Origin of the sequence: Zobellia roscoffensis, assembly GCF_015330165.1 — a bacterium.
In the GTDB taxonomy this organism is placed as follows: Bacteria; Bacteroidota; Bacteroidia; order Flavobacteriales; family Flavobacteriaceae; genus Zobellia; species Zobellia roscoffensis.
The window spans coordinates 4,515,959-4,529,870 of sequence record NZ_JADDXT010000002.1 but is presented as its reverse complement, the minus strand read 5'-3'; the positions used below and the strand labels follow the sequence as shown (position 1 = coordinate 4,529,870).

Genomic DNA, 13,912 nt, shown 5'->3' with positions numbered 1-13,912 from the left:
ATAATTGGGCGGGTTTTTTTCGTTTTATCGATTTGGTACGGCTTTTGTTTTCAGTTGCCAGAATATCAAGTAGTTTTGCAGTATGATAAAAAAATTCTTGTTTGTATGTGTGGTATGGGGAATGTCTTCGATGGTATTTTCTCAAGACATCGAGATTTTTAAAGTATCCGATTTTAATCTGAAGGGAAATGTGAAATCGTGTTTCGTGATTACTGATTACGGTAAAGAGGAATATTATTTTAATTTGGATGGGTTTTTATCAAAGTCCGTTACAAGGTATAATGATACGGACCACGAAACCACCTATTATAAATATGAGAATGGATTTCTAAAAGAACGAAGAGTAGAGAATTACTCAGATGGTGCTTTTGATTACGCCACTTCTATCGCCAGTTTTTATGAAGTTGATACGGTAGGAAGTAAAAAGGTAACCGAAAATATAGTTTCCTACGAAAAGGAGCTCATAGAAAAAAATGTCTATTCGTATGATGATGAAGAAAAGCTAATAAAGCTTGTTCGTACTAACACCAGTGGTATAGACGAGAACAACTTTGAGTATAAAAATACGGACAGTTTAAGTACGGTTGAACAACAAGTGAACGGTGTTATTTTTAAATTAATCACTACCACTCCTTTAAGTGAGAACGGAAAGGAGTTCAAAAAAGTAGTTTCAGAAAACTATATGGAGGGTAACCTCACTTCAAAAACTGTTGAGGTTTTTAATGAGAAAAGTGAATTGACCATGCACAAGGAATCGATGTATGATAGCTCTACCGAAAAATGGATTCCGCAGAATGAAGAACAGTATCAATATGATGAGAATGGCTTCTTATCTACGGTCAAAACACAAAAACGATTTGGCGTTTTAACTCAAGAATATATTTATCAGTTTGATGGTACTCCTGCGAATAATTGGGTAAAAGAAATTATCACACCTAATAATACCTACACTACACGGCGCATAAAGTATTATTCTACTACTGCCACTGTTGAAGTTATAGAAGAAGAGAAAAACTAGAAATTTAAATTCTGGATTTTCAAGAGAGAGGTATTAACAAGAGGAATCTGCAATAATTTTCCATTCGCCATCTATCTTCTTAAAAATAATCATAAAAGTACCATTAGCATCCCCTGCTTCTCGGGTCAAAAAGTACTGTCCCATTACGTAATATGAGTCCTCTGTGATTTTGGTAATCTGGTCTACTTTAAAATTAAGCTTCCCGGTATGAGCCTTGGTAGGGTACCCTTTTTTATAGTTGTCTAAGGTGGTTTGCCAACCCTTGGTAATTTTTCCTCTACTGTAATACGTCAATTCATCAGATTTCCAATAGCCTTGCATGAACTTTTCTAAATTATGGTTAGACCATGCTGTTGCTTGATCGTCCAGTATATTTTGAATGCTTTCAATGTCGCTATCTTGTGCGGTTATAGAGCTAAATGCGAATAAAAAAATTAGTAAGAGTGTCTTTCCACTTTTCATAGGATAACAGGAATTAGGTGAAATGGGAAGATAAAAAAAAGCCTCTTAAAACTACAGAGACTTTTCACTTAAAAATAAACACTAACTTTTAATCTCTAGAAAGAATACTTAAGATATACCAAAATAAAAGCATCAGGCTTGAAAAAAGGCCAAGTGATGCAGCTACATGCTGATTTGAATTATACTTATGAACAAGGTTTGAAGTTTGGTACAAGATAGAACCAGATGCCAATACTACCATGGCAGCACTAAACCAAAGACCCAGGTTGAAACCAAATAGGACACCCGCCACGATTAAACCGAGTGCAATGGCAAATCCAACAGCTAAAATCGATTTAAGAAAAGAAAAATCTTTTCTTGTCAGAAATACTATTGCAGAGAGTCCTGTAAACAATGATAAAGTCATGATTGCAGCTTGATTAAGAATACTCATAGATCCTTCTTTCGTAGCCATAATGGCTATAAATATTAACGGAATGAATATGAATGCTTCTGCAATTACATAAAGTATGAGACCCACATAATGCAGGTTCGTATTCTCGCTCTTAAGGGCAAGACGTTCCGCATAATTCGTGATTAGCATAAATCCACCCAACATTATTAGCCAGCTATAACCGCCAGTAAGGGAAAGCGCGAGATTCAATACAGCTGGTATTTGAAAAAATAAAGTTTCTACAAGAATAAAAAGTAAAACTGCACCCGCTAAGTGCGTATAGATTTTTCTGTAAAAAGATGCGCGTTCAACATCGGTAAGCATACTTACCATTTGGGTATTGGTGGTTTGGTGGTTTTCCATTTTATTGGTTTTTTGATACCAACAAAAGAAAGTAAATTTTAGTGTTTGACTCTTAATTTTGGTTCAATGGTCATATTATTCGATTTTTTGAATAAGGTTTAACAATTATGTTGATAGTCGTGGGATTTGTTATATCTCAAAAGCAACACATATTGTTAAACACATTCTATACCCACTAATTGATAGCTAATTATGACTGATTAATTTCAAGGAAACCTTAGTTTTGTCTGTCGAAAAAAATATCGCCTATTTTTGCGAACAAATGATACAAGAAAAATAATTAACTATAAACTATAAGTATGGCTCAGTATTCAAGAATAGAGGTTGCATCCGTTATGAAAGAAAACGGTATGGTGCCGTTATTTTATCACCCAGATATAGAATTGGGAAAAAAAGTATTAAAAGCATGTTATGATGGTGGCTCGCGTTTAATGGAGTTCACTGCTCGTGGCGATTTCGCTTATGAAGTGTTTTTAGAATTGAATAAATATGCGATAAAAGAACTTCCGGGAATGGTTATGGGTGTAGGTTCTATCACCGATGCAGCTGCTGCAAGTTTATTTATGCAAATGGGTGCGAACTTTATTGTTACTCCATCACTTCGTGAAGATATTGCTATAGCTTGTAACCGAAGAAAAGTACTTTGGTCGCCAGGTTGTGGTTCTTTGGCGGAAATTAACCGTGCGGAAGAAATGGGTTGTGAAATCATTAAACTTTTTCCAGGATCAACTTACGGACCAGGTTATGTAAAGGCTATAAAAGGTCCACAACCATGGACGAGTGTTATGCCAACAGGAGGGGTTAGCACAGATGAGGCTAACTTAAAAGGTTGGTTTGATGCTGGTGTAACCTGTGTAGGTATGGGCTCTCAGCTCATTAGCAAAGATATTCTGGCCAACAAAGATTATGCTGGCCTAGAAAATCGTGTGAGAGAAACCCTGGCGTTGATTAAAACGTTAAGAGCTTAATAGTATTCGAAAAACGCTTTTCGAATTCCTAATTCCAATCCCCGTAATTCTGCTAATCCGCGTAAGCGACCAATAGCTGAGTAACCGGGATTGGTTTTTTTATGGAGGTCATCCAACATTTGGTGACCATGATCAGGCCGCATTGGTATTATGGCATCCTTTCGACCCTCTGTTTTTCTTCTTTTTTCTTCGGATAGAATCAATTTAACCAAATTGTACATAGGTACATCACCTTCTAAGTGGTTGGCTTCATAGAAATTTCCATTTTCATCACGTTTGGTACTTCGCAAATGAATAAAGTGTACACGATCTGCAAATCGCTCAAACATTTTAGGTAAGTCATTATCTGCTCTAGCTCCTAAAGAACCTGTGCAAAAAGTGATTCCATTATTTGTGGACTTTACTTGGTCAAATATATAAGCGTAATCCGCTTCATTCCTCATTATTCTAGGTAATCCTAAAATAGAAAATGGAGGGTCATCTGGGTGAATACACATTAACATTCCATTTTCATCCGCAGTAGGCATAACAGCATTTAAGAAGTGAACGAGATTGTTGCGCATATTATCCTCGTTCATACCCTGATAAGTATCTAGGGTAGCCTGAAACGGACTCAGGTCAAAACCGGTCTTAGGTATATTATAAGTTTCAGATGACCCTGGTAAACCGGCTATAATGGTTTTTACCAGTTTATAGATGTCATCATCGGTCATAGCCGTATAATAGGTTTTTGCGGCTTCAATTTGAGCTTCCGTAAAACTTTTTTCTGCGTTCGGTCTTTTTAAAATAAAAAGGTCAAAAGCAGCAAGCGCGGTGGCATCAAAGAGTAGGGCTTTGGAACCATCGGCCACTTCGTAGTCCAAGCTTGTGCGTGTCCAATCAAGGACAGGCATGAAGTTATAGCATACAACGTTTACACCGCACTGAGCCAGATTTTTTAGACTAATCTTGTAATTTTCAATAAGTTTTTCAAAACCTGCCTGCTGAGTCTTGATACTTTCATGAATAGGAAGGGACTCAACAACGGACCAAACCAAACCATTTTTTTCTAAAAGATTTTTGCGCTCTTGTATTTCTGATATTGACCAAATTTCACCATTGGGTATGTGGTGCAACGCGGTTACAACACCCGTGGCTCCAGCCTGTTTAATATCTTGTAGGCTAACAGGGTCATTGGGCCCATACCATCTCCATGTTTGTTCCATATTAGGTTCTTCTTAATTAGTTAATTATTTTTTGGTTTAAAACTCTGGGATCTTAGACACCGCTAAATGCACTGAATCCACCATCCACAGGAAGGACAATTCCTGTAATAAACTTAGAGGCATCACTACATAAAAATTGAATAGAACCATTAAGTTCGCTAACTTCGCCAAAACGACCCATGGGCGTATTTTTTATAATGGTCTCCCCACGTTCAGTAAAAGAACCATCTTCATTGGTAAGCAGCGCTTTGTTCTGTTTTCCGATAAAGAACCCAGGAGCAATAGCGTTAACACGTATGCCGCTACCAAACTTGGTAGCCATTTCAACAGACATCCATCTGGTGAAGTTTTCCATAGCAGCTTTAGAAGCAGAGTATCCCGCAACTCTTGTAATAACACGATCTGCCGCCATAGAAGAATAATTAATGATAACGCCCTCTTTCTGTTCGGACATAACTTTACCAAAAATTAAGGAAGGAATAAGGGTACCGTTAAGATTAAGTTCGGTAACCTTATTAAAGTCGTCAATCTTGATATCAAAAATGGTCTGTCCGGGAGCAACTGTTGCACCAGGTAAGTTGCCGCCTGCAATATTTAGAAGAATATCTATTCTGCCAAAATCTAACAAAATTTCGTTTTTAGCATTTTCTAAAGAGTTCTCACTCAATATATCGGCTTCATATGCTTTAGCGTGTCCGCCCACGGTTTTAATTTCATCTAAAAGCGATTGTACAGAAGTCCGCTTACGAGTCAATAAAGCCAATTTAGCTCCAGACTTAGCTAGACTTTTGGCAACACTTCCCGCTAAAGCTCCACTTGCTCCAGTAATGACTGCAATTTTATTTTCTATGTTGAACATTGTTTCAGTTTAAATTAAAAGCACAAGATAAAACAATCTAACCGATTACCTATAATATAGGCTTGTCTTAAATATTATTGTGGGGAGGGTTGGCTGGGCAGACAAATGGTTAATCTGAAAGTTAAAGGCTTTATTACAATTTTTTTCAAAAAGCAATAAGAATAGGGATTTTCTGACACCATATCAGTTTACAGACCCATTATTGTGTAATAAGTACACTTATTTATGAAGGTGTGACCATTTGTTGCGTTGATCTGACCATTTGTTCTTAAGGAATTGTTAAATAAACATGATTTTTGAGAAACTTAAATAAATGTTAACAGCTCAATTAAACTCACAAACTTATGAATGGAACTAAAATTAAAATTAAGAACAGGCAAACCCACAGGTATCTGTCGGGTTTGCTTTGGCTTTTAGCCATTGCTTTTGGACATGCTCAAGAGATATCTGTAAGCGGTACGGTATCGGATGATTCGGGTATACCGCTGGCAGGGGCTAATGTTCTTGTCAAAGGAACTACGAGTGGTACGCAAACAGATTTTGATGGGAATTATACTATTTCCGCAGAGGGTAATGCTACATTGGTATTTAGTTATATAGGATTTACTAAGCAAGAAGTAGCGGTTGATGGACAAACAACGGTTAATGCTACTTTAGCGGAAGATGCCAGTCAATTAGAAGAGGTTGTTGTAATTGGTTATGGTTCTCAGAAAAAGTCAGATTTGACTGGGGCGGTAAGTACTGTAGACAGCGAGGAAATAAATAAATTTACTTATAATGATGCTGCTCAGGCTATTCAAGGTCGTACAGCGGGTGTGAGAGTAGAGGCTAATGGAGGTTCTCCCGGTGCAAATGCCCTGGTCACCATCCGTGGCTCCAGTACCTTGTCAGATGCAGGTCCATTATATGTAATTGATGGTATGCTTACTGGAGACATGACGTCGTTGAACCCAGGTGACATAGAAAGTATTTCCGTATTAAAGGATGCTTCTGCCAGTGCTATTTACGGTTCTAGGGCAGCTAATGGTGTAATCATTGTTACAACAAAGAAAGGTACCCAAGGGGGTATAAAAGTAGATTTAGATTATAGTTATGGTCTTCAGTCTTCAGTAAAAAATATTGACTGGGCAAATGCAAGAGACTATGCAACTATTGTTAACGCTGCTAGAGATAACGATGGGAATGCAAGGTTTCCCGCTAATGATACTCAGTTCAATCCAAATGTTGACAGTGATATTCAAAAGGAATCACTACGTACTGCTGGCGTAATGAATGCCAATGCAAGAATTTATGGTGGTACTGAAAATAGTACCTATAGCCTTTCTATGAACCATTACGATCAAGAAGGTATTGTAAAGCAGTCTGACTATAAAAGAACGACTGCGAGAATCAACGCTACCTTGACTAAAGGAAGATTTAAATTGGAAAACACGGTAGGTTTAACACGTTCCGTAGATAATCCTAATCCTTACTTTAACAAGGAGAGAGATTTGGTTCCTACGATTTCCATATATGATTCTGAAGGTAACTTTAGTGCTACTGATCAGCCTGCAGATGTTGCAGTCGGTGCTTTTTATGGTGTTGGAAATGTAGGTAATTCTTTAGGTTTGGCAACTGTTGAAGATAGAACAGTTACTAGAAATAGTATACTAGGTAATATAGCTGGGTCGTTTGAAATTATAGATGGCCTTACCTATAAATTGAATTTAGGTTTGGATTACTATGCAGATAACAATTATAGGTTTACACCAACTTATGTTTTTAATACAGCAACGTTTGGTAACAACCAATTTGCTGAATTAGCCGAAACGAATACAAACTTTCTTTCAACCTTAATTGAACATACTTTAACGTACAGTAAGGAGTTCAATAAACATAATATAAATTTTGTAGCTGGTTATACGGATCAAGTTTCAAATACAAGGTCTCTTGGTGCTTTGGCCAGAAAATTTCCTTCTAACGATGTGCGTGTAGCTTCTGCTGCTGAAGATAAAGTTAATTTCCCATCGCAAGATTTAACTAAGACTATTCAGAGTTACTTTGGTAGGTTGAGTTATGCTTATGATAGCAGGTACTTGTTAACGGCTACCATACGTAGAGATGGTTCTTCATTGTTCAAAGAAGATCTTAGATGGGGTACTTTTCCTTCATTTGCTATAGGTTGGAATTTAGGTAATGAAAGTTTTATGGAAAACTTTACAGCCATTACTGATATAAAAATTCGAGCAAGTTATGGTGAAGTTGGGTCGGATAACGTTCCAATCTATTCATTAAGTCCAGAATTGAACCTTAATAGTGAATATCCAATAGGTGAAAGCCAAGAGAGAGCTACTGGGTATTCAATTACTAAGGGTATTAATGACCAGATAACTTGGGAAACCAGTAAAACAACAGATATAGGTTTAGAGTTTAGAGCGCTAAACCAAAAATTGAGCATTACAATGGATTATTTTCAAAAAAAATCAGAAGATGTTCTTGTTGAGCTTGGCTTGCCATTATATACTGGTTTTGGAAATAGAGTTCCTTTTAATACGGCCAGTATAGAAAATGAAGGTTTTGAATTCTTAGCGAATTATTCCGATAGCCTTAGTGAGGATTTTTCATTCAGCATTAGTGGAAACTTTACGACTCTTAATAATGAGGTTACGGCATTAGGTGACGCCACGCCAATAATTGAAGGACAATTTACATCTAACGGACTAAGAGGAACTAAAACGGATGTTGGTCAGCCTGTATCTTCTTTTTACGGATATATAGTTGATGGTATTTATCAAACAGACGCAGAGGCTTTGGCGGCAAATGATAATAACAACCCACAGGCAGGAGATTTGAAGTTTAGAGATATTGCCGGCCCTGATGGTTCGGGACCTGATGGTATTGTAGATGAGAACGACCAAACGTTTTTAGGTAATCCAGCTCCTAATTTTGAGTATGGTTTAAACATTTCTGCATCATATAAAAATTTCGATTTAAGTCTTTTCTTTAACGGAGTTTCAGGTAACAAGATATTAAACGGAAACAAGTATAGAGGGTATTTTGATACAGAAGGACCTTATCTTACGGATGCTTTAAGAGCTTGGACACCTACAAATACGAATACAAATATTCCTAGAAGTACACAGTCGGATCCTGGTTTTAATAGAAGACCATCAGATTTTTATTTAGAAAATGGAGCTTATTTTAGACTGAAAAATATGCAACTAGGGTATACTATTCCATCAGAAATATCTGAAAAAATGAAGATGACCAAATTAAGGATATATGGTTCTGCTACTAATCTGTTCACAATTACGGATTATACAGGCTATTACCCTGAAGTAGGTAGAAATACAAGGTCTTCAAGAAGAATTTTTAGCTCGGGTGTAGATGAAAGTGCTTACCCAACAGCAAGAACTATTCAACTGGGAGTACAGGTTTCATTTTAATTCTAACAAAAAAAGACATGAAAAATAAAATAATATCAAAAAGTCTATTGGCTGCACTGGTATTGCTGTTAGTGATATCATATAGTTGTAGAAAAGACATATTAGAGCAAGAAAATCCAAACGCGGTAACACCGCAATCATTTTGGAAAACAGAGGATGACGCCAACAAAGGCATCATTGGAGCTTACAGTCCGTTTACCCATATTTGGTACTATACCCGTTTTGAAGTTTTTCTTTCGGATTATAGAGATGATGTCGTAAATGCATTCGCAACATCAGAGCGTACTGCTGCCGGCTCTTTTAATGGAATTCCACAAAGTAATGGTGCATTTTGGGTATGGAGTGCTATGTATCAAGGAGTAACCCGAGCCAACGAAGTGTTGGCCAATGTTCCCGATATAGAAATGGATGCTACGGCCAAAGAAAATATATTGGGCGAAGCCTATTTTATTCGTGCTTATAACTACTTTAACCTTGTAAACGGTTGGTTAAATGTGCCGCTTATTACGGAACCGATTTCAGATTTGGAAGACCCTAAGTCTGTTCCGCAAGCGGATCCAGCTGACGTTTGGGCTCAAATAGAAAAAGATTTAATTGAAGCACAAAAATTAGCTCCTGAATCTTGGCCAGCAGCAATGGAAGGAAGAATTACTTCTGGAACGGCCACTGGTTTATTAGGGAAGGTATATTTGTACCAGAAAAAATATGCAGAAGCAAAAGCAGAATTTGCTAAGGTAATGGATGGAAGGTATGAGTTGATGGAGAATTATGCAGACAATTTCACAGAAGCTTCAGAGAATAATAAAGAGTCATTGTTTGAGGTTCAATTGGTTAATGATGGTAATACCGGTTGGGGTGGAGATGATCCAGGAAAAGGAAAAGGCGCAGCTTTTCACCCGGATATAGCTCCAAGAGGTTTTACAGGTCAGGATGGAATGCGTATCAATAACTGGGTACTTGATTTATTTTTGGATGAGAGAACGATTAATGACGAAATTGATCCAAGAACCTACACTACTTTATTCTTTAATTCGGACGAGACTACTACGTATCAAGGAGAGACTTTAGCATCCAGAACTTATGGGGATAAGAGCTACCAAGAAGTTTTTGAAGGTCAAGATTTAGTATGGGGTAATAAGTGGTTAGATATAACTTTTGATGACAAAACGGGGTCGCAAGATAATGGATGGCATCAATCTGGTAATAACTTACGATTACTTCGCTATGCAGATGTACTACTAATGTTCGCAGAGGCAGAGTTTATGCTTAATGGCTCTACTGCAACGGCGTTAGATGCTATAAATGAAGTTAGAGCAAGAGTAGATATGCCTGCTTTAACTAGTATTACTATGCAAGACATTGAAGATGAAAGGGTAAAAGAACTTTCTTTGGAACGTACAAGATATTTTGATATTCTTAGATGGGGTAAAGTAGAAGAGTACATTGTAAACAAACCTGAGTTGAAATCAGAGAGTGCGGGTACAAGTTCGTATAGGCCGGGTAGGGAGTATATTGCAATTCCTCAAAATGAAATTGATGCTAATCCGGTATTTAAACAAAATCCGGGGTATTAAAATAACTTATTTTATTTTTGAAAGGAACCATTGTAAGATGGTTCCTTTTTGTTTAAATTGAATTCTAGAAACTATATAGATTGAAAAAACTAATTTTTATCTCAGCCCTTATTTTCCTGACTTCATGCAGCAATCAGGAAAAAAAAATGGAATTGATTTCAGCCAATGATTCAGGCATCGATTTTTCTAACACTATAGATGAAACAAGTAAATTACATTATTTTAGTTTTCCATATATCTACATTGGCGGTGGGGTTGGAGTTGGTGATTTTGACAACGATGGGTTGAACGATATTTTTTTTGCGGGAAACATGGTTTCTTCAAAACTATATAAAAACAAAGGAGAATTCAAATTTGACGATGTTACGGATACATCTGGTATAACCGGTCAATATTGGGCAAACGGAGTTTCTGTAGTTGATGTAAATCAAGATGGCTTATTAGATATATATGTTTCTGTAGGAGGATTTGCAAAAGGACCAGAAAGAGAAAATAAGCTTTTTATAAATAACGGCGACTTTACGTTTGTAGAAAGGGCAAAAAGCTACGGTATTGCAGATTCTGGACATTCTACACAATCAGCTTTTTTTGATTATGATAGAGATGGTGATTTAGACTTGTATGTCATGACACATGCCAATGAATCTCCTAAAGAGATAGAGAAACTATACACTAAAATAGATGGTTCCGGTCCTAGCACGGATCGACTATATGAGAATAAAGGACTAGGTACGGATGGGCATCCTATTTTTGAAAATGTTTCCAAAAAAGCGGGTGTTTTAATTGAAGGATACGGTCTGGGTTTAGCTATTTCAGATATAAATCAAGATGGTTGGCCAGATATTTATGTGGCTAACGATTTTGTGGCTAATGACTTATTATATATAAATAATCAAAACGGTACGTTTACGAACAGACTTCCTGAGTATGTTCAGCATACTTCAAGAAATGGTATGGGTATAGATATTTCTGATATTAATAATGACGCTCTACCAGATATTTTAGTCATGGATATGCTTCCTGAAATAAATAAGAGGCAAAAAACTATGACTGCTAGTATGAATCATGAACATTTTAAGCAAACGTTACGAGAAGGTTTTTCGCCACAGTTCATTAGAAATACGTTACAGTTAAACCAAGGAAAGGATTTAGAAGGAAAGCCAATGTTTAGTGAAATTGGCAGATATTCAGGTTTGCATCAGACAGATTGGAGTTGGTCTCCGCTGATTGCTGATTTTAATAATGATGGTCAGAAAGATGTGTATATAACTAACGGTTTTAGAAGAGATATCACTAATCATGACTTTACGGAGTATTCAAGTCAAGCAGACATATTCAAGAAGGGTAAATTGTCTGAAGATAAGTTAGTAGAGCGGTTAAGAATTTTGGACAGTATTTTTCTGCCTAATTATATTTTTTCTAACGACGGAAAACTAAAATTTAAGGACGAGACCCAATCATGGGGAATGGACCAAGCCTCTTTATCCAATGGAGCTGTATATGCAGATTTTGATAATGATGGAGATTTAGACTTAGTCGTTAATAATATTAATTCGCCCGCTTTTATTTATAGAAATAATTTTGATAAGAATAGAGAGAATCATTTTATAGAAGTTAAATTAAAGGGGAGTCAGGGAAATTTAAACGGTATAGGAACTAAGCTTACGGCTTACTTGCCTAATGGAGAACAACAGTATTATGACTATAGTCCGGTAAAAGGTTATATGTCTTCAACAAATACTAACATTCATATTGGATTAGGGAGCACGGCTATAATTGATTCTTTAAGGGTTGGTTGGTTAGATGGGGCAGAACAAGTACTAACTAATTTGAAGGTAGATACTTTGTATACTATTCAATATGATAAAGCTAAAACAAAAGTCAAGAATGACAGCATCAATGTTGTCTCCAAAAATTATCTTCTTACAGAAATATTAAACGATAAGGTATTGGATTATTCCCATGAAGAAAATGACAATAGTGACTTTAGGGGAGAGCCCTTGTTATTGCATTTAAATGACTTTAATGGTCCAGGGATTGCCACAGGAGATATAAACGGAGATGGTAGGAAGGATTTATATATTGGAGGGGCAAGGAATTATAAAGGTAAAATATTTCTCCAGAATGTAAATGGCACTTTTGATTCTATAAGTCTTCCCGGCTCGGAAAAATACGAAGATCTTGGCGCTCTTTTCTTTGATGCAGATGGAGATGATGATTTAGATTTGTATGTTGTTAGTGGAGGTAGTTCCGTTAAATATTTTGAGAAGGGACATTACCAAGACAGACTATATACTAATAAAGGAAATGACATTTTTGAACATGAAATAGAGGCTCTACCAGAAATAAAGGCTAGTGGGTCTTGTGTTGTGGCTGCAGATTTTGATTCTGATGGAGATTTAGATTTATTTGTTGGAGGTATGATTGTTCCGGGTAGTTTTCCCAATACACCAAACAGTTATCTTTTAGAGAATGAGAACGGAAAGTTTGTTGATGTTACAGAAAAGAAAGCAAAAAGTCTTCAAACAATCGGTTTAGTAAGCTCTGCATTATGGACAGATTATGACAATGATGATGATTTGGATTTGATGGTAGCGGGGGAGTGGATGCCTATTACTTTATTCGAAAATAATAACGGTATTTTAAACAAAGTATCTAAAAACGGACTTGAAAATTTTAATGGGTTTTGGAATAGTTTAGTAGGTAAAGATTTTGATCATGATGGAGATATAGATTATATAGCAGGTAACCATGGTGAGAATACAGCCTTTAAGGTAAGTGAGAACGAGCCAATGCGAGTTTATGCAAAGGATTTTGATTTAAATTCAAGTGTAGACCCAATAATCACAAGATATATAAAAGGTAAGGAGGTTCCTTTGGCACCTAGAGGAGAACTGGCAAAACAATTGGTTTCCATAAAAAGGATATTCCCAACTTATGATCAGTTTGCGGAAGCAGAAATTAATGACATACTTATAGAATTAGACACTACTAAAATGCAAGTTTTGGAAGTTAACTACCTTAGCTCTAGTTATATTGAAAATTTAGGCAACGGTAGTTTTTCAATCACTCCTTTAGCACAAAGGGCTCAGTTTTCACCACTGTTTGGGCTAGCAACAGGAGATTTTAATTTTGATGGATTTGATGATGTGATCGGAGTAGGAAACTATTATCCTACGGAGGTCATTTCTGGTTGGTATGATGCCGGAAAAGGTGTAATTTTAAAAGGTAACAATCAGGGTGATTTTACTCCCATTTTACATTCTCAAACAGGTTTTAAAGTAGAGAAAGATGCCCGTGCTTTGGTGAATTTACCTCTAAATGATTCAACCATGCTTTGGGTGGCATCTGTAAATTCTAACAAAACAAAAAGATTCAGTCAAAAACTAGAATCACGAGTTATTGAATTAATGCCTGGAGAAGTTAATGCTAAAATCTATTTTAAAAATGGAAAAATGGCGAAGCAGGAATATTACTTTGGAGCTGGTTATTTATCACAGGCATCAAATATAATTCAGGTTCATGACTCCATGGATAAGATCATAATTTACAACAAAGATGGTATAAGTAGAGAGGTTGTCTTAAGTAAAATGAAGTAAGAAAGG

The 13,912-nt window shown here is 36.4% G+C and carries 9 protein-coding genes; 5 read left to right on the top strand and 4 right to left on the bottom strand.

All coding sequences use genetic code 11. From position 1 onward, the window contains the following. Window positions 1-82: 82 nt before the first annotated feature. Window positions 83-1,018: a hypothetical protein gene (locus IWC72_RS18350; protein ID WP_194530799.1), complete on the top strand. Its 936-nt coding sequence runs from the start codon at window positions 83-85 to the stop codon at window positions 1,016-1,018. Between the two features lie 33 nt (window positions 1,019-1,051). On the opposite strand, the gene IWC72_RS18345 is transcribed toward IWC72_RS18350, so the two are convergent. Further along, window positions 1,052-1,480, bottom strand: coding sequence for a YybH family protein (locus IWC72_RS18345; protein WP_194530798.1), 429 nt, complete (start codon window positions 1,478-1,480; stop codon window positions 1,052-1,054). Between the two features lie 88 nt (window positions 1,481-1,568). Then, window positions 1,569-2,276, bottom strand: coding sequence for a Bax inhibitor-1/YccA family protein (locus IWC72_RS18340; protein WP_194530797.1), 708 nt, complete (start codon window positions 2,274-2,276; stop codon window positions 1,569-1,571). A gap of 299 nt (window positions 2,277-2,575) precedes the next feature. Between IWC72_RS18340 and IWC72_RS18335 the strand changes: the two genes are divergently transcribed. Continuing rightward, window positions 2,576-3,244 carry a bifunctional 4-hydroxy-2-oxoglutarate aldolase/2-dehydro-3-deoxy-phosphogluconate aldolase gene (locus IWC72_RS18335; RefSeq protein WP_194527627.1) on the top strand — a complete coding sequence of 223 codons (669 nt, stop codon included), beginning with the start codon at window positions 2,576-2,578 and terminating at the stop codon, window positions 3,242-3,244. Here IWC72_RS18335 and uxuA read toward each other — a convergent pair. Together uxuA and IWC72_RS18325 are read right to left on the bottom strand one after the other, a co-directional pair. Beyond that, the gene (gene uxuA / locus IWC72_RS18330; protein WP_194530796.1) at window positions 3,241-4,449 is read right to left on the bottom strand and encodes a mannonate dehydratase; all 1,209 of its coding nucleotides are present in this window, start codon (window positions 4,447-4,449) and stop codon (window positions 3,241-3,243) included. The two genes, IWC72_RS18335 and uxuA, sit on opposite strands and share 4 nt — an antisense overlap. Before the next feature lie 52 nt (window positions 4,450-4,501). After that, entirely contained in the window at window positions 4,502-5,308 is an 807-nt protein-coding gene (locus tag IWC72_RS18325) for an SDR family oxidoreductase (RefSeq protein WP_194530795.1), read from the bottom strand. A gap of 344 nt (window positions 5,309-5,652) precedes the next feature. Here IWC72_RS18325 and IWC72_RS18320 point away from each other — a divergent pair, with 344 nt between their 5' ends. The 3 genes from IWC72_RS18320 (at window position 5,653) to IWC72_RS18310 (ending at window position 13,906) form a co-directional block, all read left to right on the top strand. Beyond that, complete coding sequence (locus IWC72_RS18320; protein ID WP_194530794.1) at window positions 5,653-8,733, top strand: SusC/RagA family TonB-linked outer membrane protein; 3,081 nt, start codon at window positions 5,653-5,655, stop codon at window positions 8,731-8,733. Between the two features lie 17 nt (window positions 8,734-8,750). Next, window positions 8,751-10,307 (top strand): RagB/SusD family nutrient uptake outer membrane protein, encoded by a 1,557-nt coding sequence (locus IWC72_RS18315; protein ID WP_194527623.1) that lies wholly within the window; start codon window positions 8,751-8,753, stop codon window positions 10,305-10,307. Between the two features lie 146 nt (window positions 10,308-10,453). Then, the gene (locus IWC72_RS18310; RefSeq protein ID WP_194530793.1) at window positions 10,454-13,906 is read left to right on the top strand and encodes a VCBS repeat-containing protein; all 3,453 of its coding nucleotides are present in this window, start codon (window positions 10,454-10,456) and stop codon (window positions 13,904-13,906) included. Window positions 13,907-13,912 lie beyond the last annotated feature (6 nt).